The following is a 26,452-nucleotide window of genomic DNA, read 5'->3' as shown; positions in this document are numbered from 1 at the left end:
TCAATGTCAGCCAGTCGAGAGTCTGACGACGCCAGCTCTCCTTCAGCAACGCCGCCTCCCAGAGAGCAGCGCTCCGCTTCGATCCCGGTAGGTCAGAAGCTTGCAGCCGCGCGTGAGCGCGAAGGCCTGAGCGTCAGGGAGACAGCGGAAAGACTCCACGTCGTCACCCGGTATGTCACCGCCATCGAGTCTGGTGAGTACACCGTGCTGCCTGGTGTGGTCTTCCTCAAGGGCTATGTGCGCGCTTATGCCCGCATCGTGGGCCTCGATGAGGACGCGCTGAGTCAGGCACTCGAAGCGGAGCTGCAAATTCGTGATGACGTTCATGATCATGCTACCAAGCCCTTGCCACATGAGCCGCGGCCGAAAAGTAATTCAATGGCCATCCTTGCGGGCCTGTTCGCGCTGGCTCTGGTGGCGCTGGTCGCCTTCCTGCTGGTGAGGCCAGACCCTATTGCGGTGCCCTCGGCGACCACTGGACCCTATGACACGGATACGCCTGTAGAAGGGGACCTGCCAGTGACTGATACGCCGCGCCAACCGGAGATCGATGAGGCGCCAGGCTCTGTTGACGGCATGAGCCAGACCTTCGAGGACGAGGCGCTCGATCCGGTCGTAGAGGAAGAAATTCCAGAGGAAGCGACAGAAGATTTTAGTTCCATGCGTCGAGGGCTGTATACTACGCCCGAAGCGGACGCAGTGTCAGAACCTGGCATTGAGCAGACGGCGGAATCAGTGCCAGTGGAGTCTGTTCAGGACGGCCGCGGTGTTGGCGAAGCCGCGACCGGTCGGGCAGCAGCCATTGCACCCTCGGCAGAGTCTGCCGGAATGGGCACGCCTGGCGCTGGTATGACTGACGCTCGCGTGACAGTGGTGTTCACCGGCGATTGCTGGTTTGATATACGGGCAGCCAACGATGAGCGCACGGTCGGTCTTTATCGTGAGGGGCAGTCGCTGACTTTCAGTGGGCCACTGCCGATGGAAGTCATTGTTGGTGCCGTAGGCGCTACGCAGATTTCTGTGAACGGACAGCCGCTTGACTTCAGCCGCTATCGAGTGCGCAATAACCGCGTCGAATTCACCATCACCAGCGAAACGCTGCAATAGGCGGGTTCGCACGAACTTTACCGGAACAGACAGGACTCTGACAGCAGCATGCACCAGGAAAGCCCGATAGTACGTCGCAAGAGCAAGCAGATCATGGTTGGCAACGTGCCTGTGGGCGGCGATGCCCCCATTGCCGTGCAGAGTATGACCAACACCGAGACCTGCGATGTGCAGGCGACGGTAGGGCAGATCAAGAGCCTGCAGGATGCCGGCGCCGACATCGTTCGCGTCTCGGTGCCGTCGATGGATGCCGCCGAAGCCTTCAGGGAGATACGCCGACAGGTGACTATCCCGCTAGTCGCCGATATTCATTTCGATTACAAGATTGCCCTCAAGGTCGCCGAATACGGCGTAGATTGTCTCAGGATCAACCCTGGCAATATTGGCCGGGAAGACAGGGTGGCCGCGGTCATTTCCGCGGCCCGTGACAACGGCATACCCATCAGGATCGGCGTCAACGCCGGATCGCTGGAAAAGGACTTGCAGAAAAAGTATGGCGAACCCACGCCTGCCGCTCTGGTTGAGTCCGCTATGCGACACATCGATATCCTCGATCGTCATAATTTCGATCAGTACAAGATCAGTCTGAAAGCGTCCGATGTATTCATGGCGGTAGGTGCCTATCGATTGATCGCGAAGCAGATCGAACAGCCGCTGCACCTTGGTATCACCGAAGCTGGCGGTTTCCGCTCAGGCGCAGTGAAATCTGCGATTGGTCTGGGCATGCTACTCATGGATGGCATCGGAGATACGATCAGGGTGTCTCTAGCGGCTGACCCGGTGCAGGAAATCAAGGTCGGTTTCGATATTCTCAAGAGCCTCCGGCTGAGAAGCAAGGGCGTGAACTTCATCGCCTGTCCAAGTTGCAGCCGGCAGAACTTCGACGTGATCAAGACCATGAACGAGCTGGAGATGCGTCTGGAGGACGTGCAGACACCAATTGATGTGGCGGTAATCGGCTGTGTCGTCAACGGCCCGGGTGAAGCGCGTGAAGCCGATGTCGGTCTGACCGGCGGTTCGCCAAACAATCTTATTTATCTGGGTGGCAAGCCTGATCATAAAGCCGATAATGTCGGCCTCGTCGACCACTTCGAGCAGGTCATCCGGGCACAGGTCAAGACCAGGCAGGCCGCACTGGATGCGTTGATCGTCAAGGCCTGATGCTTCATGCCTTTCGGTTCTGCACCGGCTTCGGAGGCAGGGCGACTCGACGCCATTTCTAACAGGAATTTTCTTCAAGTGTCAAAACTACAGGCAGTACGCGGGATGAACGATATCCTGCCGAGTTCAACTCCATATTGGCAGCGTCTTGAAAGTGCCTGCCGCTCGCTCTTCTCCAGTTATGGGCTCGAAGAGATCAGATTACCCATCGTGGAATCAACAGCGCTGTTCAAGCGTTCCATCGGTGAAGCGACGGATATTGTCGAAAAGGAAATGTATACCTTCGACGACCGAAATGGCGAGAGTCTGACACTGCGCCCCGAGCTGACAGCGGGCGTGGTGAGGGCTGGAGAGCAGCATGGGCTGCTCTATAACCAGACCCCGCGTCTCTGGTATGCTGGGCCAGCTTTTCGGCATGAGCGTCCGCAGAAAGGTCGGTATCGACAGTTTCATCAGATCGGTGTCGAGTGTTTCGGCCTGCCGGGACCTGACATCGATGCCGAGCTCATTGCGCTGACGGCAAGGCTATGGGAGCATCTTGGCCTTCGATCAAGTGTACGACTCGAAATCAATACCATCGGTAGTTCCGAAGCGAGGCAGGGCTTTCGGTCAGCGCTCGTCGCCTATCTCGAAGACAAGCGTGACGCACTGGATGAAGATAGTCAGCGGCGACTGCTGACGAACCCCTTGCGTATCCTCGACTCAAAGAGTGCCGAGACGCAGCGGATCCTGGATAATGCACCCAGTCTGCACGACTTCATCGATGAGGATTCGAAGCAGCATTTTGATGGCCTTTGCGCGCGGCTCGATGCGCTCGGCATTGCCTATGTTGTGAATCCTCGACTCGTCCGTGGGCTGGATTATTACGGCAAGACCGTGTTCGAGTGGATAACCAGTGAACTCGGCGCCCAGGGTACAGTGTGTGCTGGCGGGCGCTACGATGGTCTGGTAGAACAGCTTGGTGGCAAAGCAACGCCTGGCGTTGGATTTGCCATGGGCTGTGAGCGACTCGTGTTGATGCTCGAGGCGCTCGAAGCGCGCGGCAGTGCGGATAGGCAGTCGAATGGCCTGCGTAGTCTCTATGTCATGGGTCTGGGAGACGGGGAAGACGCCGCTGCCCAGGCGCTAGCTGAAAAGATTCGTACAGCAGCCCCTGCGTTGAAGGTCATGCTGCATTGCGGCGGTGGTTCGATCAAATCGCGAATGAAGAAGGCCGACCGCAGTGGCGCGCAACTGAGCGTGCTGATCGGTGAAAAGGAACTCGCTGCCCAGCAGGTCAGTTGCAAGATCATGCAGGCTGACACTGCGATCGCCGCCAGTCTTGGTCTCGACACGAATACCGGTGAAAGTGCGCCAGGCCAGCTTCTCCTGTCTCAGGCAGAGTTGCTGCAAAGGCTTCAAACAATGAAAGAACAGGCAGATCTCAATCATGGTTGATAGAAGTGACGACGAACAACTTGATGCGCTGAAGCAATGGTGGCGGGCCAACGGCACCTCGCTTATCGTAGGTGTCATTCTTGCTATAGCGGCTATTTTTGGCTTCAAGGCTTGGCAGAACAATCAGTTGCAAGAGAAAGCTGAATCTTCATTGAAGTATCAGCAGCTCGTTGAGGCGGCTGCGGCCGACCAGCAAAGTGCCTTCCTGAAGGCCCAACAGCCTCAGGCGGATGGCGAAGCGTCGGCAGATGCTGAAGCGGACGACGCGGATACAGCACGTTTTCTGGCCAAAGAGCTGAAAGAGGCGACTGGCATCCGGGGCTATGAGCTGCTGGCTGATCTCTACCTGTCGCAAAGTCATTTCAGTGCCAGTCAGTTGGACGAAGCGCATAAGCAGCTCGTCAGTGCGCTGGAGCAGACCGAGTCTGAATCCCTTAAACGCATCATCCAGGCCAGACTGGCCAGGGTGGAAATGGCCCAGGAAAACTATGAGGCAGCCATCGCACGTCTTGAGGTGCCTCGTGACGACGTCTTCTATTCGTATTTTCAAGAGCTTAGGGGTGATATCTATAAAATGACTGAAAAGCCTGGCGCGGCGCTCGAGGCTTACAGAAATGCCCGGGATGCTCTCGCTGCGAAGCCACCGGTGGTAGAACAGCCACTTATCGTGCGGGCTGAAGGTGAGGCGCCCGATCAGCCTGACGAGCAACAGCAAGCAGCCGCCCAGGCGCTCGCTTGGTTGGATACCAAGATTGCCGATCTCGGTGCGCCAAACGAATGATGTATCGTCTATCAAGGCATTGCCGGCTGACGCTACGAGGTCTGAGCGTGGCTTGGCCGGGCCGTCAGTCTGGTGTTTTGCTGGTGATCCTGCTCGCTGGCCTGATTGTCTCGGGCTGTGGCGACGAGGATGTTCGGCCGGAACCGGTTGAGCTCAAACCGGTCACGCCCCAGGTCAGTCTGAGCCAGGTCTGGAGCGTCGGCATCGGTGACGGCTATGACGATGAAGCGGTCAGTCTGGCGCCTCTGGTGTTGGACGATCAGATCACGGCAGTATCGCGTGATGGTGAGTTGCAGGCCATCGAGCGCAGTAGTGGAGAGATACTGTGGGAACGTTCGATCGATGAGGCCATTAGTGGTGGCGTCGGAGGTGACAGTAGTAGGGTGTTCGTCACCACAGCAGACGGCAACCTCATCGCCGTTTCTGCCACCGACGGCACTGAGCTGTGGCAGATCTCGACTGGTAGCGAGGTACTGTCTGCTCCTCTCGTCGCTCGGGGGCTGGTGTTCGTGCAGACGATCGATGGGCTTGTCAGTGCCTACGATGTCGCCAATGGACAGAAGCGCTGGGATTACCGTGAGCAGGAGCCTGCGCTCACTGTACGCGGTACATCACCGTTGAATTACGATGACCGCGTTGAGCTGCTACTCGCTGCGTTCGCCAATGGCTCTGTGGTCGCACTCGATCCGAGAAGCGGAATTCCGGCCTGGAGCCAGATCGTGGCCGAGCCGCGGGGCAAGACCGAGCTCGACCGTCTCATCGATATCGATGGTGGCACGGAAGTCGCCGATGGCAATGTTTATGCCGTGGCCTATCAGGGTAATGTGGCTCAGCTGAGCGCCATCCGAGGTCGCGTCGACTGGCTTGAGAAGGCCTCGAGTTTTGCCCGCCCCACGCTTGGTGACAGACTGCTGGTGCTGACAGCGGAAAATGGTGATGTCGTGGCCTGGGATGCCAGCAGCAAGACGGAACGCTGGCGCACCAGTGAGTATGCCTACCGTGAGTTGTCGACACCGGTTATGTTCAGGGATCACGTATTTTTTGGTGATCTCGAAGGCTATGTACATGTACTGGAACTGGCAGAAGGGAGGACGGTAGCCCGTTTTCGACCTGCTGACGACGCCATCATAGCCGCACCCATTGCGAGCGCTGATGCCATCTATTTCTATGGTAGTGACGGCGAATTGAGCGCCTGGACATTCGATGAGTAAACCCGTTATTGCACTGGTCGGCCGCCCTAATGTGGGCAAATCGACACTGTTCAACCGCCTGACGCGAACGCGTGATGCGCTGGTTGCCGATTTGTCCGGACTCACCCGGGATCGTAAATACGGTGAGGGCGAGCACGAGGGGCGGCACTACATTCTGGTCGATACTGGCGGTATCTCCGGTCTCGAAGCCGGTATCGATGCGCAAATGGCCCAACAGGCCTATACCGCCATGAAGGAAGCCAGCATCGTACTGTTCGTGGTCGATGCGCAGGATGGCCTGACGCCGGCAGACGAACATATTGCCAAGGAACTGCGCATCCGTGACAAGACGGTGATCCTCGTCGTCAACAAGGTCGACGGACGCGAGCCGGACGGCGCAACGGCTGAGTTTTACAAGCTTGGATTCTCTCGAATCGTGCAGACGGCCGCGAGCCAGAACCGCGGCATGCGCTCACTCATGGAAGAAGCGCTGATCGGTGTCGAGGCTGTCGATCCTGAACGTGCTGAGGATCAGCCTGGTATTCGAATTGGCATCATCGGGCGGCCGAATGTTGGCAAGTCCACGCTCGTCAACAGAATGCTCGGTGAAGAGCGGGTTATCGTCTACGATCAGCCCGGTACGACACGTGATTCGATTTACATTCCCTACGAGCGTCACGGCAAGCCTTACACCATCATCGATACCGCAGGCGTTCGCCGGCGCAAGAACATCGACGAGTCGGTCGAGAAGTTTTCCATCGTGAAAACATTGCAGGCCGTGAAAGATGCTCACGTCATCGTGCTGGTTGTCGACGCGCAGGAAGGCCTGGTGGATCAGGACCTGCACCTGCTCGGTTTTGCGATGGACGCCGGACGGGCCATCGTGATTGCAGTCAACAAGTGGGATGGGCTGTCGCAGGAAAAGAAAGAGTCTATTCGTTCTGCACTGGACCGACGGCTCGACTTCATTACGTATGCCAAGAGTCACTTCATCTCGGCGCTTCACGGTACCGGGGTGGGCGAGCTGTATCCCACCATCGAGCGCTGTTACAAGAGCGCGATGGTGAAATGGCCGACACCGATGCTCACCAAGCTGCTCGAAGATGCGGTGCTATCTCACGCGCCGCCGATGGTCAGCGGTCGCAGGATCAAACTGCGCTATGCCCACCAGGGTGGGTCAAATCCGCCGGTCGTCGTCGTGCACGGCAACCAGACGGATTCTCTGCCGAAGAGCTATAGACGCTATCTTGAAAATACCTTCCGCACAGTGTTAAAGGTCGAAGGTACGCCCATCCGCTTTGAGTTCAAGTCAGGTGAGAACCCCTTCGCCGGACGCGCCAATAACCTGAACATCAAGCAGCAGCAGAAGAAAAAGCGCCTGATGAAGCATGTGAAAAGCCTGAACAAGAAGCCGAACAGGCGTTCCAACCGCATTTTCTGAGTTCGTTGTCTGACCAGCTAGCCTGCAGGGATCAGCTGCTGCCTTTCTCGGAGCGCGTCGCCTGCACAGCTGTCAGCGCTATGGTGAACACAATATCGTCTACCAGCGCGCCGCGACTGAGGTCGTTCACCGGCTTTTTCAGACCCTGGAGCATTGGGCCAACGCTGACGACATTGGCGCTTCGCTGTACCGCCTTATAGGTGGTATTGCCAGTATTCAGGTCGGGGAAGACAAATACTGTAGCCTGACCCGCTACCTTGCTGTCTGGAGCTTTCTTCTTTGCAACGCTGGCGACAGCGGCAGCGTCGTACTGCAGCGGACCATCAAGCAGCAGGTCGGGACGCATCTTGCGCGCCAACTCCGTTGCCTTCTTTACCTTGTCCACGTCCGATCCGGTTCCCGAAGTGCCAGTGCTGTAGCTCAGCATGGCGACCGCGGGCTCGATCCCGAATAACTCAGCAGACTCAGCACACTGTATGGCTATGTCTGCAAGCTCTTCACTGTTCGGGTCTGGATTGATGGCACAGTCGCCATAGACCACGACCTGCTCAGGCAGGCACATGAAAAACACCGATGACACGATCTTGCAATCTGCCCTGGCCTTGATGAGCTGGAGGGCAGGGCGAACGGTATTGGCTGTGGTGTGCACGGCGCCTGACACCAAGCCATCGACCTCGTCCAGTACCAGCATCATGGTGCCCAGTACTACGTTGTCTTCGAGCTGCGCTTCTGCCATCTGCGAGGTCAGACCCTTGTGTTTGCGTTGTTCCACCATCGGTCCGACGTATTGGCCTCGAACGTCCTCGGGATCAAGAATCTCTACGCCTTTCGACAGGTCAACGCCCTGAGCGTTGGCGACATTGAGGATTTCATCCTTGTTGCCGAGCAAAATGCAGTGGGCGATGCCTCTTTCTTCGCACATGGCGGCAGCCTTGATGGTCCTTGGCTCGTTACCCTCAGGCAGCACGATGGTTTTGCCAGCTTCGCGGGCTCGTCTGGTCAGCTGATAGCGGAAGGCCGCAGGGGATAGCCTGAGCTTTCGAGGCAGGTCAATGCGTCCTCGCAACCATTCGACATCGATGTGCTGCGCGACGGCGGAGACCACGGCCTCGATACGATCATTATCATCTATGGGCACTTCCTTGTTCATGTTCGCCAGCACCTGCGCCGCGGCGTAGGTGTCGATGTCAGTGCAGAGCACGGGCAGACCGGCATCGAAAGCTGGCTTGCACAGTGACAGCGTGGCATCGCTCGGGCGCAGGCCGCTGGTGAGCAGCAGGCCTGCCAGGGGAACGCCGGAGACAGAGGCAAAGGCGGCGGCGACCAGCACATCTTCCCGGTCTCCGGGCGTGACGATGAGGCGCCCTGGGCGAAGGCCCCCGACCAGGTTGGGCAAAGTGCGAGCGCAGACTGATACCGCCGTCAGGCGGCGTTGCCGCGCCTGACCTTCATTGAGCCAGCTGGCAGGCAGTGCGTCAGCGAGATCGGAGACTCGAGGTGCCAGCAGTTGTTCATTGTGAGGAATCTGGGCAATGAGGTGGAAGCGCTCGCTGAATGTGTCCTCGATCTCTTCAGATATGAGCACATCATCGTCACCGGTTTCGGTGGGCTCAGGCACAGGCACCCGATTGAGAATGCAGCCGATGACGTCGGGGTCGGACGGATCCGCGAACAGTCTCGCTGCCAGATGCAGATATTCCTTGAGTTCAGATGCCGAGCGTCCGTCAGGCGTGCCAACCAGAATGACGTCCGCATCGAGATTGCGAGCGACTTCCACATTAATGCGCGCGGAATAATCATCCCCCGGTGCGGTGACCAGACCCTCGACCACGACGACGTCGAGCTCATCAGGCATCTTATGATACAGCGCGAGCATTTCCTCCATGAGTGACGCTGTCTGCTGACGGCTCGTCAAGCTGATGGCGTGTCGAAGCGGCATGGGCTCGGGAACGGTCAGGCCCAGGTTCTGTCGCGAGAAAATAAGCGAACGGTCAACGCTACCAGCCATCTCATCATCGGGATCGGTGCTGGCGCTCTGATCGCCGTCGATATCAGAGCGACGTCGCTTGCCCTGGGGCCGCAGGTTATCCTGAGAAAAGGGTTTGAAGAAGCCGACTCTGACACCGATGCTGTCGAAAGCGCGAAGCATGCCGAGACAGACCGAGGTCAGACCGACGTGTTGGGTCACTGGTGCAATGAAAAATACTTTGGCCATGGACTGCAATATCCCTATTTTGACGGTGGTCGGTGCTACGATCACACCACGTGAATTCGGATGAGACCGGCTCAGACGCCCTTGGCAGCGTCGAGAAGCCTTCTGGCGTCCTGCGCGATCATCAGCTCTTCGTTGGTACTGATAGCCAGTACGCGGGTGTTGTCCGATTGGCCGATGCAGAGTACACCGGTATCGCCTGGTATCGCCTGGTCATTGGCCGCGCCATCGAGTGTGAGCCCGAAGGCGCTGAGTTCACCGATGATCTGTGCGCGGACACCCTTTGCGTGTTCACCAATACCGCCTGTCAGAATGATGGCGTGTGGGCCCTTGGACACAGCCCAGTAACTGGCGATCGTTTTCGCTACCTGATAGCAGAATACGTCGATGGCAAGTTTTGCTTCGGTATAGCCTTCTTCGGCAGCACCGGTCAGGGTTCGCATATCATTGCTCAGGCCAGATAACCCGAGGAGGCCGCTCTGCCGATTCAGCATCTGATCCAGCTCCGCCGGATTCATGCTCATGCGCTGAAGAAGGTGAAGCATGAGGCCTGGGTCAATGCTGCCACTCCTGGTGCCCATGGGTACGCCTTCCAGCGGAGTCAGCCCCATGCTGGTATCGACCGACAGGCCACCGGCTACGGCGCATACCGAGCAGCCATTGCCGAGGTGTGCAGATATGAGATTGGTCTCGGCAAGATCGCGTTCCAGCCAGGCTGCGGCCTTGCCAGCAACGAAGCGGTGACTGGTGCCGTGAAAGCCGTAGCGTCGCAGTGCTGACTCGCTATAGAGGCGGGCAGGGATGGCATAGCGGAAAGCCTTTTCAGGCAAAGTCTGGTGGAAGGCGGTATCGAAGACGGCGACCTGAGGACGGTCGGGTAGCAAGGCTGCCAGTTGACGGATACCTGTCAGATTTGCCGGATTGTGCAGCGGCGCAAGGGGCTCACAGGCCTCGATCTGCGCCAGGACATCATCATCGATCAGCGCCGAGTCGGAAAAATGTTCGCCCCCATGAACGACCCGGTGGCCGATAACCGCAATGTTCGCGAGATCAAAATTATTGTCCCGCAACATATCCATGAAGGCGCTGAGCACAGCGCCATGATCGCCGTTGGGCAAGTCCATGCTGGCGCGGAAGGCGCCTTTCGCGGTGAGCCTGGCTGTTGGGCCTGCAAGGGCCTCACCGAGCGCGCTGACAAGTTCTTCGTCGTTTGTGATGTCGTACAGGGCCAGTTTGATTGAAGAGCTCCCCGAATTCACTACGAGGATGAGCTCGTTCGCTTCAGCCACCAATTACACTCCTGTGTTGGGACTGCTTGAGCAGTACCTCGAACGCATCAACAGCAACTGGCTTGCTGAAATAATAGCCTTGGGCAAAGTCGCAGTCGCGTTTTGAAAGAAACTCATGCTGACCCATCTCCTCGACACCTTCGGCGATGACCAGCAGGCCGAGGCTGTGCGCCATGGTGATGATGGCTGTCACCAGCGCGGCGTCTTCTTCTTCCTTCAATACGTCATTGACGAAGGAACGGTCGATTTTCAGGGTATCGAAGGGGTAGCTCTTGAGGTAACTCAAGGCCGAATATCCTGTGCCAAAGTCATCGACAGACAGTTTGATGCCCTGTTCGTCGAGCCCATGCAAAATGCGGTTGGTTTCAAGCGTATTGTCCAGCAGCAAGCGTTCGGTGATTTCGAGTTCGAGTGAAGTACCTGCCAGGCCACTCTGGCTTAGTATATCCCGTACCTGCTCAACGAAGGAGAAATCCTTGAACTGTCGTGGTGAAACATTGATGGCAATCCAGAAGTTCTCGCCATAGCGCTTTTGCCATTTTCTTGTCTGATGACAGGCCTGCTGCAGCACCCATTCGCCAATGGGGATGATGAGCCCGGTTTCTTCCGCCAAAGGAATGAACTTGTCGGGCACGACGAAGCCGAGTTCAGGGCTGTTCCAGCGCAACAGCGCTTCCGCCCCGACGATCTGACAGGTCTTGGTATCGACGATGGGCTGATAGTGCAGCACGAGTTCGTTACGTTCGACCGCCTTGCGCAGCAGTGTTTCAGTGCGCAAGCGCTCTCGCGTATGCACGTTGAGGTCAGCAGTGTAGCGGTAGAACGCGCTCTTGCCCTGGCGCTTGGCCTTGTACATGGCGGAATCCGCCTGCTGCATCAGCGTGCTGCTGGTATCGCCATCATCCGGATACACGGCAATACCGATACTGGCCGTGACGAAAAATTCCTGATTGCCGAGAATGATCGGGGCGGTCAATGCATCGAGTACGCGCTGGGCGATGTCGCTCGCAAGGTCGGCGGTATCCAGTTCGGGCAGAATGGCGAGAAATTCGTCGCCGCCGAGACGCGACAGCGTGCTGGAGTCCCGGACCACGTGAGCGATTCGCTGCGCCACTTCGATGAGCAGCCGATCACCGGCATCATGCCCCAGCGTGTCATTGACGTGCTTGAAATTGTCCAGATCGATGAAGAGCACGCCTATATGGTTCGCGCTGCGCTTTGCCTGGGCGAGCGCAAGTTTCAGTCGGTCGATAGCCAGCATGCGGTTGGGAAGACTGGTCAGCATGTCGTAATTGGCCTGACGCAGCAATTGTTCTTCGTAGCGCTTGCGCAGGCTGATATCTTCACCAAGGATCAGGAACTGCGAAATGGCGCCGTCTTCGTCGCGAATAGGCGTGATGACGACCTGTTCCCAGAAACGCTCGCCACCCTGCTTGGTGTTACGAAGCTCGCCTTGCCAGATGCCGGCACGTTCGACCTGGGTCTGAATATTTTCCCAGAGGCTATCGTTCTCGCGACCATCGCCACTGAGCAGGGTAATTTCCTTGGGATGCTTGTTGAGCACATCGACGACGCGCTTGCCGGTCATGTTGATGAACTTGTTGTTGGCAAAACGAATCTGCCAGCGATCGTTACAGATCAGCACGGAGGAGGGGCTTTGTTCGATGGCCAGAGAAAGTTTTCGGATTTCGGCACTGTCGTGCTTGCGTTGTTCCAGATCTTTCAGAAGCCGCTCACGCATGTCGTTGATGGCGTCAGTCACCTGCTGGAGTTCGTCCTTGGTGCGGGGATTCTGAGCCCCCCGGTCCAGCACCAGTGGCACCGACATGCTGTCCAGATTCAGGCTTCGCGCGTAGTGCGCCATCCTGCTCAGATGTTTGGTGACCAGGCCCCTGAATATGAGAAAGATCAGTAGACACAGGCCAAAAGTCTTCAGTGTCTGTATCCCTATGATGACCAGCAAGCGGTCGCCGAGTCTGGCCCGAATACCATCGAGGGTGGCAAAGACCCTGAGCACGCCAAGCTCATAGACTTCATCTGTTTCGTAGCTGAGTTTGAACTGGTGGGAAATAATATTCGAACCACTGGCAACCTCGCCAAAACTGCGCTCTTCGTCGGGAAAGGTCAGCAATTCGAGACGGACGATATCTTCGAGAGCGAGTATGCCCCTGAGCTGCACTTCCAGCAGTTTGTCATCCAGGGACCAGAGGCTGCGCGCAAGAGGCTTTTGATAGGAGGCTTCGATGAGCTTGAGACGACTGTTGATTTCGGCCACTTCGCGGCGATAGTCGGTCAGCACCTGAATGCCGATAGCCACGAGCGCGAAAAGCGTACTGCACACGGTGATCCAGAGGATCATCTTCATGGTCAGGGGCGATTTCGAAGACAGCATGGCAGGCAGACGCAAGCTCATGGCGGGCCCGATTGTCTGGACGCTGCAATATCCGCGTTACTGTCAACAGTGGGCTGCGGGGCTGCGTGGGCTGTTTCAACGCCACTGAAAAGGGAGCTATTGATCATTCACACCGGCTATATAGCTGAGTTCCATCCTACAGTGTAGATGATTTCACCGGGATGGCACGAAGAGCCGGTCGCAGGTAAACCAGCTCGTATCAGAGTTGCAGGCGTCCAGCATTCATCTGCAGTATCCGCTCGCCTATGCCACTCACATTGAGCAGTTCTTCGACATCCATGAATGGGCCATTTACCGTCCTGAATTCTACGATGGCCTCGGCCTTTTTCGGACCGATACCCTTCATGGCCTTTGCCAATCCTGCCGCATCCAGCTGGTTGATGGCAATGGGTACGTCATCTGTGGCCTCTACATTTTTCTGCTGGCCACCCGTGAGAACCGGTGCGATGCCGGACGACATTGTCTTGCTGACGACGAGTGGAGCGGCATTGGTCCTGAGCGCTTCGGCAGTGAGCACGGTGGCCTGACTGGCGGCTCGCAAGCCCTGTGCAGTGTCTGCGCGCACTATGCTATTCAGGTTAAGTACCATGAGTACGATAAACAGCAGGCATAGAATGCCATAGCGGGAGGTCAGGGCCTTCATGATTCACCATCCTTGGCGACTGGACCGGTCACCATGACCGGCTAACAGGCCCCAGCTTACGCATTTACGAGGGGCCTGGATGTCAGTATCTGCTTACATTTCATGTAAGCTTTAGCCTACATTTTGCGAGCGTTATGACCTCATGTGATAGCCATCACGTTTTTTCGTGCGGTCCCGTCCGCAATGGTGCATATCAAGGCCTTGCAGTCCCGGCTCACCCGTATGGGTAGTTGAGTGCCGAGACTATTGTGGCAATCCTGAGCATCATAACAATAACCAGTACTGAACAAGAGGCAATGCGATGCGAAATCGACGACCCGACGCCCCATCCCACGATACGACTTCGACTCCCCGCACGCTGCTGATCATCGCCCTCATATTCGTGCTGACCATCGCCTTGCTGATCGCGGCAGGCGCGCTCGGTCTGCTCGATCGCGACCAGCCGTCTGACGAAACGGGGGCAGAGGTGCTGGCGCAGTCAGGCCCTGTTGAGGCCACCGTGCCCACACCTGATCCCGCGCAGACGCCTCCGCTGGCTGCTGTGGCCACGGCTGAGCCTGAGCCGGCCAGCTGGGACGGCGGGTCCTTTGCCCCCTCGCTTGCTGGCACTGATATCGATGGCAAGCTCGAAGCCGATGATCAGGGTTATCTCAAGGTCTCCATCGATGTGAAGGACTTCTTTGATTACTTCCTCAGTGCCGTCGGTGAGCGCAGTGTCGATGAGGTGCTGGCCATGCTGCATCAGCAGATCGACCAGCGTTTGCCACCTGAAGCTGCAGCCCAGGCTCGGATGATGCTGCAGAACTACATTGACTATCAACATGCCATGGCAGACATGATGGGGCAGCCCATGGTGGCCCAGGACCAGTCAAACGTGCAGCAGACCTATGACTATTACGCCCAGACCATGGAGCAGACCTTCGAGCAGCTCAAGGCCCTGCGCAGGCAATATTTTGGTCCACAGGAGGTCGATGCCTTTTTCAGTCTTGAAGAAGCCTACGGCGAATACGCGCTGACGGCCATGAAGCTCAACGCCGACGACTCGCTAACGCCGCCGGCCCGCGAAGCAGCCTTGAAGGAAGCCGAGCGCATCCTCCCTGCGCAGATGATCGAAGCCGAAGCACAGGCGCGCAAACAGGTCGCGCTGTCTGATGCCACTGTTGAATTGTTCGAGCAGGGCAGGTCACCGGAAGACATCAAATCCATTCTGGCTCAGCGATATCCAGATCAGTTCGACCCGGAGGCTACCGAAAGCGTGGTAAATCATCTGGCGAACGAAGCGGTTTTCGAGCAGCGCATGCAAAGTTATCTCGATCAAAAGGCAGCGCTGCTGGCTGACGGCGTGTCAGAAGCCGATGCAAGTGCCACTATAGAAGCGCTGCAGGCTCGGACTTTCGACGAGGCCGAGCTGCCTCGGGTGGCCGCAGTCGAAGCTATCGCACGAAAAACAGCTCAACAGAGTGCGGCTTCACAGTAATTCCAGGTAATGAATCGACGCGATGACACGACTCATTGGACTGAAAGCCCGCTATGGCGCCGCTTGGGGGTTGTAAGCATCGCTGAGTGTGAGACACTGGGTTTTTAAGCCCTGGATTGCTATCTATGACGATTCGTGTCGCGCTCAAACACCGGATGACCTACGATTTCGATCGTCCGGTAACGCTTTTTCCACATGTGCTGAGACTGCGGCCCGCAGTGCATTCCCGCACACCGATTCATAGTTATTCACTCAAGGTGTCGCCAGAAGAACATTTCATCAACTGGCAGCAAGATCCATTCGGCAATTTCCTCGCCCGACTGGTATTTCAGAAGCCGACTACTTCGCTCGATATTCAGGTCGAAGTGATCGCCGACATGAAGGTGGTCAACCCCTTCGACTTCTTCGTCGAAGACTACGCCAAGGAATTCCCGTTCAAGTACAAGCCGGTTCAGGTACGCGAGCTGGCGCCTTACCTGAAGAAAACACGCAAGGGGCCCTTGCTCAAGGCATGGCTGGCTGAAGTGTCGATGGAGCCAACATCCATCAACGATTTCATCGTCAATCTCAACCAGCGCCTGCAGCAGGACATCGGCTACGGTATTCGTCTCGAGCCAGGCGTTCAAACACCAGAGCAGACCTTGAAACTGCGCAAGGGCTCGTGCCGTGACACATCATGGCTGCTAGTCAATATTCTCAGACACCTGGGCTTGGCGGCACGTTTTGTGTCCGGTTACCTGGTCCAGCTGAAGTCTGATCAGAAGAGTCTTGATGGCCCGTCTGGGCCTGCTGAGGATTTTACCGATCTCCATGCCTGGTGCGAAGTCTATATTCCTGGTGCTGGCTGGGTCGGTCTCGATCCGACTTCCGGTCTGCTCACCAGTGAAGGTCATATTCCACTGGCCTGTACACCTGAGCCTGGTTCTGCAGCACCTGTAGAAGGCGCGACCAGCAAGGGCAAGGTCGAATTCAGTTTTTCCAACGTCGTCGAGCGGATCAAGGAAGATCCCCGCGTCACCATGCCTTACACCGAAGCCGAATGGCAGCGTGTGCTTGATCTTGGTGACAAGCTCGACGAACAGTTACAACGACAGGATGTTCGCCTGACCATGGGCGGTGAGCCGACTTTTGTGTCGATAGACGATATGGAGTCGGAGCAGTGGAACACTGGCGCACTCGGTGACGACAAGCTCAAACTTGCGCACAAGCTACTGCTGCGTCTGCATGATCGTTTCGGACCAACTGGCATGCTGCATTACGGCCAGGGCAAGTGGTATCCCGGCGAAGAGATTCCACGCTGGGCACTCGGCAGCTTCTGGCGAACCGACGGTGAACCGATCTGGAACAACAAGGAATTGTTCGATGAGCCTGAAGGTCTGATCTCGGATGCCGATTCGAGAAAGAAGAAGGCAAAGTCAAAAGAAAAGTCCGAGAAACTGAGCGACGAAGCGCTCGACAAGTTTGCGCTCGAAGTGGCCAGGCAGCTTGGCATCAAACCTGAGTATGCCATTCCCGCTTACGAGGACATCACCTATCACCTCATGCAGGAGCAGGCGCTGCCGGCCAACCTCGACCTCATGAAGGCGGACCTTGGCGATGATCTCGAGCGCAGACGCCTGGCGCGAATTCTTGGGCAGGGTCTGTCGTCTGTAGTCGGCTATGTGATTCCGCTGCGCTGGGACCCGGCAGACTTCAATCCGCTGGCCGAGGCCAAGTCCAAGCCGCACTGGCAGACTTCGCTGTGGCCATTACGGGGTGAGCGACTGTCACTGCTCCCGGGTGACTCCCCAATGGGTCTGCGACTGCCATTGAATTCGCTGCCGCTGGCGACGCATCCGTCCGAGATGCTGCCTTATGAGCGAGATCCTTTTGATAACCGCGCGCCTCTGCAGTCGGCAGAGAAGCTCGACAAGGCCACCCGTAAGGTGAAAGCCGGTAGCGCCAGTGTTTCGAAAAATGAGGTGATCAGAACAGCGCTTGGCGTAGAACGTCGCGGTAGCAAGCTCTATCTGTTTATGCCACCGATGACGCATCTCGAGCATTACCTTGCGCTGCTGGCGGCCATCGAGCATGCCGCCGAAGAATGCGATCAGAAGATCATCATCGAAGGCTACGAGCCGCCGCGTGATCCCCGCATCAACAAGCTGCTGGTCACGCCGGATCCTGGTGTCATCGAAGTGAACGTTCAGCCGTCGCACTCCTGGCGCGAGCAGGTCGAGATCACCGAGACCGTTTATGAAGAGGCCAGACAGTGCCGTCTCTCCGCTGAGAAGTTCATGATCGATGGTCGCCACACAGGTACTGGTGGTGGTAACCACATGACGCTCGGCGGCTCGACGCCTGATCACAGTCCCTTCCTGCGACGGCCGGATCTGCTCCGGAGTTTTGTCAATTATTGGCAGAATCATCCGGGCCTGTCCTATCTGTTCTCGGGCATGTTCATCGGACCAACCTCGCAGTCACCGCGTGTGGACGAGGGTAGGGACGAGAACCTGTATGAGCTCGAGATCGCCTTCCAGCAGATGCCTGAAGGTGACGTGCCGCAGCCCTGGCTGGTGGACCGCATCCTGCGTAACCTGCTGATCGACGTGACCGGTAACACGCACAGAACCGAGTTCTGTATCGATAAGCTCTATGCGCCGGGCACCGCGAGCGGCCGGCAGGGTATCGTTGAACTACGTGGCTTTGAAATGCCGCCACACGAGCGAATGTCACTGGTCCAGGGCGTCTTTATTCGCTCGATGCTGGCACGGTTCTGGAACGAGCCCTACAAGCAGAAGCTGGTCCGCTGGGGCACTGAGCTGCACGACAAGTTCATGCTGCCGCACTATGTCTGGGCTGATATCAAGGACGTGGTGCAGGAGCTGAATGACCACGGCTATCCCTTCGAGCTGCAGTGGTTGCTGCCGTTTGAAGAGTTCCGCTTCCCGCACTATGGTCGCCATCAGATCGATGACATGAGCGTTGAATTGCGCTGGGCCATCGAGCCATGGCACGTCCTTGGTGAAGAGGTCTCAAGCATGGGGACCGCGCGTTATGTGGACTCATCGGTCGAGCGTCTGCAGGTCCGTCTGACGAACTTTGTTGACGCCCGTTACGCACTGACCTGTAACGGCAAGCGCGTGCCACTGCATAACACCGGACGCCACGGCGAGTATGTCGCTGGCATTCGTTATCGTGCCTGGGCACCGTTCTCGGCCCTGCATCCGACCATCGGCATTCATGCGCCTCTGGTGTTCGATATCATCGATACCTGGAATCGCAGGAGTATCGGCGGCTGCACCTATCACGTCGTGCATCAGGGCGGCCTGAGCTACGATGCGATGCCGATCAATGCGGTGGAAGCTGAATCCAGGCGGCATAACCGCTTTGAAAACATCGGCCACACGCAGAGCGCGCTCAATCACAACTACGGTGGTATGGGCGGATTTGCCGGCTTCTCGAATAATGCCGACCCGACCGATAATCGGATACAGACTTATTCGACGACGCCTTCCGGTTCGATGCTGCGAGGTTCAGTGCCGCATCGTTCGGATGTGAGTGGTGTCGATTTGACGCCGGTGGAGCCGTCGATGGAGTATCCGCACACTTTTGATTTGCGTCGGGTGAAGTAGGGCGCTCGTCTGGCTTTGCTGTTTTGATATTGCCCGCCGATGAAGAGTGTCTTTGTCGGCGGGTTATATGAGCGAATTTTGGCGCTATCGGGGTAAGCGCTGTAATAGTCAGATAAGAACAAATGACCAGCTAGCCACCTTCTTAAGTGATCAGTTCTGCACTACCGTGAGCCATACCGCTCCTGAATCTCGCGATACGTCCCATCTCGAAGTATCTCAAATAACGCCCAGTTGAACTGCTCAACGAGATCTTCCAGCTCCGGTGCACGCCGCAGCACCAGGTAAGCCGCTTCCGTGGCTAGTGGCGGCTGCAGTGCAACCACATCCTCGAGTTCGAGTTGCGCAGTGATGTAGCGACCGACATCTGCATTGGTCAGGACGCCGTTGACCCTGCCCAGCATCAGCATTCGGAAGCTCTGCGTATCTTCGGTCACAAGCTCGACGTCGATATGGCCGGCTTCTCGCGCTGCTTCGAAAGCATCTGTGGTTTTGAAGCCGCGGTTGACGCCGATGCGTTTACCATAGAGCAGGGAGAGACCGTTGGTATTCATGCCAGCTTCAGACTTCACGAATACGGTGTATTCGGTGATATGCATAGGCACGCCGGTGAAATGGGCGAATGCCTCGCGCTCGGGGGTGTGGAAGTAAGAGAACACGCAATCCTGCTCACCTGCGGCGAGCTCTTTCTCAAGTCGGGTCCACGGCGACAGCCTGATATCGATATCGATATTCAGGCGTCGGCCGATTTCCCGCACGACATCGACATCGATGCCACGGATGCCCTGTTCGTCCTGAATCACATAAGGCTGGTAGACAGTGCTGGAACAGACAAGCTGACGGCGCGCCTCTTCAGCAGCGAGAGCCGGCGCACCTGTCAGCAGCCATAGCCAGAGCGTGAGGGGCACGAACCGACCCCTCAGCACTTCAGGCCATGGACAGGCCGTCCACCTTGAAGTCAGCATAATCGCTCCGGCCTTCACTGATGAGGTCCGCAACCACCTTGCCGCTGCCACAGCCCATGGTCCACCCGAGGGTACCGTGACCCGTGTTCAGCCACAGATTCTTATATCGCGTCTGGCCAAGGTAGGGCATGTTGGACGGTGTGGTAGGACGCAGACCAGCCCAAAACTGTGCTTGCTCGTAACCACCCGCCAGGGGGAATACCTTGCGTACATTATTGACGATGGCTTCACAGCGATGCTTGACGACATTCTGATCATAACCGGACAGTTCAGCCGTGCCAGCAACGCGCAGTTTGTTGCCAAGCCGGCTGTACACCAGCTTGAACTGATCATCCGTCAGGCTTGTCGTGGTCGCTTCATCCGGATTCTCGAGCGGTACGGTGATGGAGTAGCCTTTCGCTGGGTAGATATTGAGGTTGATGCCCAGCGGCCGTAGTAGCTGAGGCGAAAAGCTGCCCATGCAGACCACGACATTTCGAGCTTCGAGCACCTCTTCCTTGCCCTGGCGACGAATGACGACTCGAACGCTTTCGCCATTGCCGTCCTTGAACTTTTCAAGCCGCATGATTTCAGAGCTATAAGCGAATTCGGTGCCCATGCCGGCCGCCACCTCAGCCAGCAAAGTGGTATAAAGCTGGGCGTTGCCAGACTCATCTTCAGCCGTATAGGTCGCGCCAACTATGTCATTACTGATGTGCCTGAGGGTCGGCTCGATCGCGAGCACTTCATCCTTGTTGACGACACGACGGTTACACCCGTATTCGCGCATCAGATCAGCAACGGGAATGGCGCTGTCATACTCCTTCTGATCACGATAGAAGTGCAGGATGCCCTGTGTCTTCTGCTCATACTGCAGGTCGTGCCTGGCACGAACTTCCTGCAACATGTCGCGCGAAAAGGTTGCCAACTTGACGATGTCTACCGTGTTCTTGCGGCTACGTGCTGGTAGGCATTCATAGAGCCAGCTCACCAGCCACTGCCACTGATGCGGATCCATACGTGGACGGAACAGCAGGGGCGCATCTGGCTTGAGGAGCCACTGCATTACCTTGAGGGGTGCAGAAGGATTAGCCCAGGGCTCAGCATGGGACACAGAGATCTGTCCACCATTGGCAAAGGAGGTCTCCAGGGCCGGGCCGGGTTGACGATCGACGACGAGCGTCTTCTGACCCTTGCGGGCAAGCCAGTACGCCGTATTGACGCCAACAATACCTGCGCCGAGAACAATTGAATCATACATATGAGAGAGGCTCCGGATTCACTTAAGGAAAATGAAAGCAGGCGCGCCTGGCGTCCTGACTGGGCTCCTCTGTCCGGGGACCTGAGAGTTTAGTCTGCGGGGCGCAGACCTACCCCTTCGGTGTGTCTTCAACTGAACGTGACACTCTCCAGAGCCGATGCCGTTGCCATGGTCCACTTTGCCTGAGCGATTCCGAGCCGGTTGCGCCTTCGGCGTTCCTGCAGCTGCACGATTGCGCACTTGCAGAACACTCTCCCATACCACGTATCATCGAATGTCAATCCTAGCATTATTCGATGAACGGGTCATCAGCGCTGTGCTTGCGGTTGATATTTTATGGTCAGAGCTCGTATAAGCCCGTATAAAAGTCAGCAGTAAACAAAATGTGTGAGGAAAAGAAATGGAATATCGACGTCTGGGGCGAACCGACATCGAAGTCAGCGCACTGTGTCTTGGGACGATGACCTGGGGCGAACAGAATACTGAGTCCGAAGGCCATGAACAGATCGACTACGCACTCTCGCAGGGCATCAATTTCCTGGATACCGCCGAAATGTATGCCGTGCCGCCCCGAGCCGAGACCTATGGCCGTACGGAGGAAATCATAGGCACCTGGCTCAAGCAGTCAGGGCGTCGGCAGGACATCATCCTTGCGAGCAAGATAGCCGGGCCCGGTCCGTCCTGGATTCGAGGCAAGAGCGCAAGCATCGATCGTCCGAATATCAAAGCGGCACTGGATGACAGCCTGCGACGTTTGCAGACTGATTATATCGACCTCTATCAGCTGCATTGGCCAAACCGGGGCGCTTACCATTTCGGCAAGCAATGGAATTTCCAGCCGGATTTCGACCGGGCTCAGGTGACCGCGAATCTTGTTGAAGTGCTGGAGACGCTCGGGGAGGAAGTGAAGGCGGGTCGCATCCGCCATGTCGGTCTCAGCAACGAGACGGCCTGGGGCATGATGCAATATCTTCAGCTCGCTGATACTCATGACCTGCCGCGAATGGTATCGATCCAGAACGAATATAGCCTCCTTTGCCGTCTGTTCGAGCCTGATCTCGTGGAAATAAGCATGACAGAAGATTGCGGGCTTCTCGCCTGGTCACCGCTGGCTTCTGGCATGCTGTCTGGCAAGTACCGGAATGGCAAGCGACCTGAGGGCAGCCGCTGGAGCCTGCTCGACTCGGTGCCGAGGGACAGGCCCCAGGCACACGAAGCCGTGGAGCATTACATCGGGGTAGCTGATCGTCATGGTCTCGACGTGTGTCAGATGGCGCTGGCCTTCGTGACCAGTCGCCCCTTCGTGACGGCCAACATCATCGGCGCTACGAGCATGACCCAGCTGAAATCCAACATCGCCTCTGCTGATGTGACACTGAGCAAATCGGCGCTAGATGACATCGCCGACGTTTACCGTCGGTATCCAATGCCGTTCTGATCGGGGTACCCGTCAGGCGGTCTGCTGGGCGGGTACTTTTTTCTTGTGAACGATCTGATGACACATCTTCTTGAGAATGCGTCGACGCGAGATTACGCCAAGCACTTTGCCGTGATCATCCACTACCGGGTAGATTTTCGGTTTGTGCGCGCACATCTGGGTCGCCAGGTCGTTCAGCGACAGATCTCGTTTGACGGTGAGCACATCGGTTCGCATCACGTCAGCAACGGTGGCGCTCTGCTCATCGAAATAGTAGAGCTGGTTCACCGCGTTGAGACAATCCTGCTCGGAAATCCACCCGATCAGTCGACCGCTATCGTCAACCACCGGACCACCGAGCAACTCGTTTTCGCACAACAGGTTGGCGGCTTCGATCACCGGCATGGCGGCCTTGAAGGAAATGTACTGCAGCGACATGCAGTCTTCGACTTTGAGCGTATCCATGGTCAGTTCTCCTTGAACTCTACTCGTCCAGCTTGATGAAACGGTTTGAGGGTCGGTGCCTGAAAAATAAATCTACACCGGCCTATGTCTACTATACGGCAGTTCCGACGCCGTGTACCCGGTCTTCTCCTCAGAATTTCGGAGCTACTGGCGCTAGCCGGATGATCGCTCGCGACTTCCTCCTTGTCAGGCTTGCTCCAACAGCGCTTTCAGCTCGTCGAAGAGCGCCGGGGTGCTGACGAGTCTGTCGTCGCCGTGCAGCAGCTCGCAGCGTCCCTCAGGCGGTGGGGAATGAAAACCGCTGCGACCGCCAGCTTCGGTCAGGATCAGCAGTCCGGCGGCGTAATCCCAGGGCTTGATCGACTCGTAGTAGGCATCGAACCGTCCGCAAGCGACCCAACATATATCCAGTGCCGCAGAGCCAAGGCGGCGCAGCCCGCCACACTGGATAGCGACCGCTGAAAGGCGGCGCATCATGGGACCAATGTTGCGCTGATCGTAAGGGAAGCCGGTAGCGATGAGCGACCTCGACAGTTCGGTCTGCTCGCTGACCGCAATGCGCTGATGTACCAGCTCATTGTCGAGACCCCGCCGAAGCAGGTAGGCGCCGCCCTTTTCGCAGGCGTAGAAGACTTCCCGCAGAAAGGGGGCATAAACGACGGCCGCGCGCAGTCGGCCACCCTCCGCGAAGCCTATGGACACAGCACTCTGGAAGTGGCCGTAGGCATAATTCACCGTGCCGTCGATCGGGTCGATGATCCATGTAGGCGCGTCAAGGTCAGTGATGGTCGCGAGATCGTTATGCGTTTCTTCGCTGAGAATGACGTGGTCGCTGAAGCGACCGAGAATCATCTTGACGATGAGTTCATCTGCCGCGATGTCGGCAGAAGTGACCAGCTCCATATGGTCTTTCCGGTCGAAGCTGAGATCGTCATTTTCACGGGCATCGGTAATCAGCTCACCGGCAGCGCGAGCGGCGGCCCAGGCGAGCTCGAGCTGCGGTCGCCACTGACTGTCGTTCGCATCAGCTTCAAGTGGCAGTGTTTCAGGAAAGATGTGCACGATTGTCCCTCTGTGGTGGCGCAGACGCCAGGGTGGGTGTGTTGTCGAGAAGGGCGCCGCTGGCATCGAGTTCCAGTGCCAGCGAAAGCAGGTCTTCTTCATGGCCGATGTCGGCCGAGAACTGCACGCCAACTGGCAAGCCGTTCTCATCCTGCGCTACTGGCAGGGAAATAGCGGGGGTGCCAGCGATATTGTCGGCCGGAGTAAAGCAGGCAAACTTTCGCAGGCGGCTTTCGAGTGTGCTCCATGGCAGATCCGGCGCCAGGTGACCGGCCTTCGGCACGACCTGCCCCAGGGTCGGGCAAAGCAGCAGGTCGTAATCGGAAAACAGGTTGCGGTAGCTGGCAGAAAACCGGCGCAGGGCTCGCATGCTGCCTGGTAGGCGCCAGAAGCGCCGCATGAAGTGCATGGCCAGTGCGTTGGTCATGGGCTCCAGCCGGCTGGCGGTGAAATCGGGCATCTGAAGCGGGTTGCGATGCGCGCTCAGGCGTCGGGCGGGAGCGGTGCCGGCGAGCCTTACCGAAGCGGCCAGCATGGACCAGTACAGCAGGAAGTCATGACCAAAGGCTGCCGTTGCGGGATTGTCGATATGACTGACTCGATGGCCGAGTTCGCGACAGACCTTTGCGATGTTCTGAACGCTGTCGACACAGGCCTCGTCGGCTAATTCGTCGTCGGGCCGACGGGTGAACATGGCAATGCGCAGACGTTTGCCGCCGTGCCCAAACACATGCCCGATGGGTCTGAGTCCGTGCCCGTCGTCGTGCTGGCTCCGGCGTTTACCAGGTTCTGCGCTGGCGAGCACTGCTGACATCGACCTTTTCTGCTCGAGTGCCGCAAAAATGAGTGCAGTGTCTCTAACCGACCGTGTCAGTACGCCCTCTGTCACGATCTGCAAGGGCAGGTTCTTGGCGAGGAAGGGCAGCGTCAGGCGGCCGTGTGAAGGCTTCAGACCAATGAGTCCGCAGCAGGCGGCCGGAATCCTGATCGAGCCGCCGCCATCGTTGGCGTGGGCGGCAGGGACAACCCCAGCCGCGACCAGTGCAGCGCTACCTCCGGATGAGCCGCCAGCAATATGGTCAGTGTGCCAGGGGTTCGCGGTATGGCTCCGCCCAAGGTTATCATGGCGACCGGCACGGCTGTATTCGGTTGTGGCCGTGAGGCCGAATTCGGGAAGCGTAGTCTTGGCGATAGGGCGAAAGCCGGCTACTGCGAATTCTTCGACGATAGGCGCGTCGCGCCTGGCCGGTCCGCCGCTGAATGCAAGGCTGCCATGAGTCGTGGGCAGGCCAGCAATATTGGTGTTGTCCTTGATGGCGAAGGGCAGGGCATCCCTGGCCAGATCAGTCTGCAGGGGAACCGCACAGATGTCAGCATTCAGTGCCCGGGCGAGCTGCAGCCGCTCGTGCGCCGCCTTGAATAATTCGTCGGCACTGATGTGCTCGTCAGCCAGTCGCTCGAGCAGACCTGTACAGTCATCCGTGCCCAGTGCATCCTTGCTGAAGAGCTTCACTTCATGTGGTGCCATATAGTGATTTCCAAAGTTTCGATTAAAAGGAGTACGCATTGTCTGCAGGAATAGACAGTTCGAGTGTAAAAGCCCCGGTCGTTAAATTCACTGCCGAAAGCGGCCAGTCTGCCATGCCGATAGCGTTAACGATCGCTGGATCCGATAGCGGTGGCGGCGCTGGCATACAGGCGGACCTGAAAACCTTTTCGGCGCTCGGGGTTTATGGCGCCTCTGTGCTGACGGCCACTACCGCCCAGAATACCCGCGCGGTCACCGATATCCATGACCTGCCAGAGGCGCATATACGGGCTCAGCTGGAAGCGGTGTTCGATGATCTCGACGTTCGAGCCGTCAAGACCGGCATGCTTGGACGAGCGAGCGTGGTGCTGACGGTCGCCGATGCGCTCGCAGGATTCCTGGGCGAGCATCGGCGTATACCGCTGATTATCGACCCGGTCATGGTGGCTAAAAGTGGCGATATGTTACTGGCGAGAGATGCCGTTACCGCCTTGGTGGAACGACTGCTGCCACTCGCCACCCTGGTCACGCCGAACCTGCCTGAGGCACTGACGCTGCTGGCGGCCGCTGATCCGTTGCAGGCGGAGCGTCTGGAGGCGCAGCTCAGAGCTGCAGCCACGGAGTCGCAGCTGGCTGAGCAGCTCGGCGTCATGGCACGAGCGCTTGCCGAAGCGATCGGGGTGCCGGTCTTGCTGAAAGGCGGGCACCTTACAGAGTATTCGCAGGCGCTGGGTACGGATGTGGTGATGCCGGTCATGGATGTGCTGGTCGAGGGCCCCAGGGTTCTTGCATATCAGTCAGAACGAATCATGACCAACAATACCCATGGCACAGGCTGCACGCTCTCGGCCGCCATTGCCGCTCGACTTGCACTTGGAGATGATCTGGCGCAAGCAGTCGAGGCTGCCCGAGACTACCTGCATGCCGCCATCGCCGCAGCCGACCAGCTGCAGGTGGGTTCCGGTCATGGCCCGGTGCATCATTTCCACGCCACGCGAGGGCGACGCTAAGGC

19 protein-coding genes and 1 riboswitch are annotated in these 26,452 nt (G+C 57.6%); of the genes, 10 read left to right on the top strand and 9 right to left on the bottom strand.

From position 1 onward, the window contains the following. The first annotated feature begins 3 nt into the window (after positions 1-3). From ABD735_RS08600 to der, 6 genes are all read left to right on the top strand, one after another. The gene (locus ABD735_RS08600) at positions 4-1,107 is read left to right on the top strand and encodes a RodZ domain-containing protein (RefSeq protein WP_344805353.1); all 1,104 of its coding nucleotides are present in this window, start codon (positions 4-6) and stop codon (positions 1,105-1,107) included. Between the two features lie 48 nt (positions 1,108-1,155). Further along, positions 1,156-2,268: a flavodoxin-dependent (E)-4-hydroxy-3-methylbut-2-enyl-diphosphate synthase gene (ispG, locus tag ABD735_RS08595; RefSeq protein WP_344805352.1), complete on the top strand. Its 1,113-nt coding sequence runs from the start codon at positions 1,156-1,158 to the stop codon at positions 2,266-2,268. A gap of 78 nt (positions 2,269-2,346) precedes the next feature. Further along, positions 2,347-3,705 (top strand): histidine--tRNA ligase, encoded by a 1,359-nt coding sequence (gene hisS / locus ABD735_RS08590; RefSeq protein ID WP_344805350.1) that lies wholly within the window; start codon positions 2,347-2,349, stop codon positions 3,703-3,705. Next, positions 3,698-4,486 carry a YfgM family protein gene (locus ABD735_RS08585; RefSeq protein ID WP_344805348.1) on the top strand — a complete coding sequence of 263 codons (789 nt, stop codon included), beginning with the start codon at positions 3,698-3,700 and terminating at the stop codon, positions 4,484-4,486. The genes hisS and ABD735_RS08585 overlap by 8 nt, the downstream gene beginning before the upstream one ends. Next, complete coding sequence (gene bamB / locus ABD735_RS08580) at positions 4,483-5,697, top strand: outer membrane protein assembly factor BamB (RefSeq protein ID WP_344805346.1); 1,215 nt, start codon at positions 4,483-4,485, stop codon at positions 5,695-5,697. The genes ABD735_RS08585 and bamB overlap by 4 nt, the downstream gene beginning before the upstream one ends. Then, positions 5,690-7,117, top strand: a complete 1,428-nt coding sequence (gene der, locus ABD735_RS08575; RefSeq protein WP_344805344.1) for a ribosome biogenesis GTPase Der — start codon at positions 5,690-5,692, stop codon at positions 7,115-7,117. Before bamB ends, der begins: the two co-directional genes overlap by 8 nt. Positions 7,118-7,148: 31 nt before the next feature. Here the strand turns inward: der and pta are convergent, their stop codons facing one another. The 4 genes from pta to ABD735_RS08555 all read right to left on the bottom strand — a co-directional run bounded on the left by pta (position 7,149) and on the right by ABD735_RS08555 (position 13,674). After that, positions 7,149-9,332 (bottom strand): phosphate acetyltransferase, encoded by a 2,184-nt coding sequence (gene pta, locus ABD735_RS08570; RefSeq protein ID WP_344805342.1) that lies wholly within the window; start codon positions 9,330-9,332, stop codon positions 7,149-7,151. A gap of 71 nt (positions 9,333-9,403) precedes the next feature. Continuing rightward, complete coding sequence (locus ABD735_RS08565; protein WP_344805340.1) at positions 9,404-10,618, bottom strand: acetate/propionate family kinase; 1,215 nt, start codon at positions 10,616-10,618, stop codon at positions 9,404-9,406. After that, positions 10,611-13,031: a bifunctional diguanylate cyclase/phosphodiesterase gene (locus ABD735_RS08560; RefSeq protein WP_344805338.1), complete on the bottom strand. Its 2,421-nt coding sequence runs from the start codon at positions 13,029-13,031 to the stop codon at positions 10,611-10,613. The genes ABD735_RS08565 and ABD735_RS08560 overlap by 8 nt, the downstream gene beginning before the upstream one ends. A 199-nt stretch (positions 13,032-13,230) precedes the next feature. Further along, entirely contained in the window at positions 13,231-13,674 is a 444-nt protein-coding gene (locus ABD735_RS08555) for a ComEA family DNA-binding protein (RefSeq protein ID WP_344805336.1), read from the bottom strand. Between the two features lie 301 nt (positions 13,675-13,975). Between ABD735_RS08555 and ABD735_RS08550 the strand changes: the two genes are divergently transcribed. Together ABD735_RS08550 and ABD735_RS08545 are read left to right on the top strand one after the other, a co-directional pair. Then, on the top strand, positions 13,976-15,151 hold the full coding sequence (locus tag ABD735_RS08550) for a lipase secretion chaperone (protein WP_344805334.1): 1,176 nt from the start codon (positions 13,976-13,978) through the stop codon (positions 15,149-15,151). Between the two features lie 125 nt (positions 15,152-15,276). After that, positions 15,277-18,765 carry a transglutaminase family protein gene (locus ABD735_RS08545; protein ID WP_344805332.1) on the top strand — a complete coding sequence of 1,163 codons (3,489 nt, stop codon included), beginning with the start codon at positions 15,277-15,279 and terminating at the stop codon, positions 18,763-18,765. Positions 18,766-18,926: 161 nt separating this feature from the next. Here ABD735_RS08545 and ABD735_RS08540 read toward each other — a convergent pair whose 3' ends face one another. Together ABD735_RS08540 and ABD735_RS08535 are read right to left on the bottom strand one after the other, a co-directional pair. After that, positions 18,927-19,727 carry a substrate-binding periplasmic protein gene (locus ABD735_RS08540; protein WP_344805330.1) on the bottom strand — a complete coding sequence of 267 codons (801 nt, stop codon included), beginning with the start codon at positions 19,725-19,727 and terminating at the stop codon, positions 18,927-18,929. Beyond that, positions 19,690-20,967 (bottom strand): D-amino acid dehydrogenase, encoded by a 1,278-nt coding sequence (locus tag ABD735_RS08535; protein WP_344805328.1) that lies wholly within the window; start codon positions 20,965-20,967, stop codon positions 19,690-19,692. Before ABD735_RS08535 ends, ABD735_RS08540 begins: the two co-directional genes overlap by 38 nt. Before the next feature lie 59 nt (positions 20,968-21,026). Further along, positions 21,027-21,129, bottom strand: a riboswitch (glycine riboswitch). A gap of 238 nt (positions 21,130-21,367) precedes the next feature. Here ABD735_RS08535 and ABD735_RS08530 point away from each other — a divergent pair. Continuing rightward, positions 21,368-22,405: an aldo/keto reductase gene (locus ABD735_RS08530; protein WP_344805326.1), complete on the top strand. Its 1,038-nt coding sequence runs from the start codon at positions 21,368-21,370 to the stop codon at positions 22,403-22,405. 12 nt (positions 22,406-22,417) lie between these two features. Here the strand turns inward: ABD735_RS08530 and ABD735_RS08525 are convergent, their stop codons facing one another. From ABD735_RS08525 to ABD735_RS08515, 3 genes are all read right to left on the bottom strand, one after another. Next, on the bottom strand, positions 22,418-22,849 hold the full coding sequence (locus tag ABD735_RS08525; RefSeq protein WP_344805324.1) for a CBS domain-containing protein: 432 nt from the start codon (positions 22,847-22,849) through the stop codon (positions 22,418-22,420). 186 nt (positions 22,850-23,035) lie between these two features. Next, on the bottom strand, positions 23,036-23,911 hold the full coding sequence (locus ABD735_RS08520) for an inositol monophosphatase family protein (RefSeq protein WP_344805322.1): 876 nt from the start codon (positions 23,909-23,911) through the stop codon (positions 23,036-23,038). Continuing rightward, positions 23,895-25,439: an amidase gene (locus ABD735_RS08515; RefSeq protein ID WP_344805320.1), complete on the bottom strand. Its 1,545-nt coding sequence runs from the start codon at positions 25,437-25,439 to the stop codon at positions 23,895-23,897. Before ABD735_RS08515 ends, ABD735_RS08520 begins: the two co-directional genes overlap by 17 nt. Before the next feature lie 38 nt (positions 25,440-25,477). On the opposite strand from ABD735_RS08515, the gene thiD reads away from it, so the two are divergent. Next, a complete protein-coding gene (thiD, locus tag ABD735_RS08510; RefSeq protein WP_344805318.1) occupies positions 25,478-26,449 on the top strand; it encodes a bifunctional hydroxymethylpyrimidine kinase/phosphomethylpyrimidine kinase in 972 nt (323 codons plus the stop codon). Positions 26,450-26,452: the final 3 nt, after the last annotated feature.

It is taken from the genome of Allohahella marinimesophila, assembly GCF_039538005.1.
GTDB lineage: Bacteria > Pseudomonadota > Gammaproteobacteria > Pseudomonadales > Oleiphilaceae > Allohahella > Allohahella marinimesophila.
This window is presented reverse-complemented; position numbering and strand designations above follow the sequence as displayed.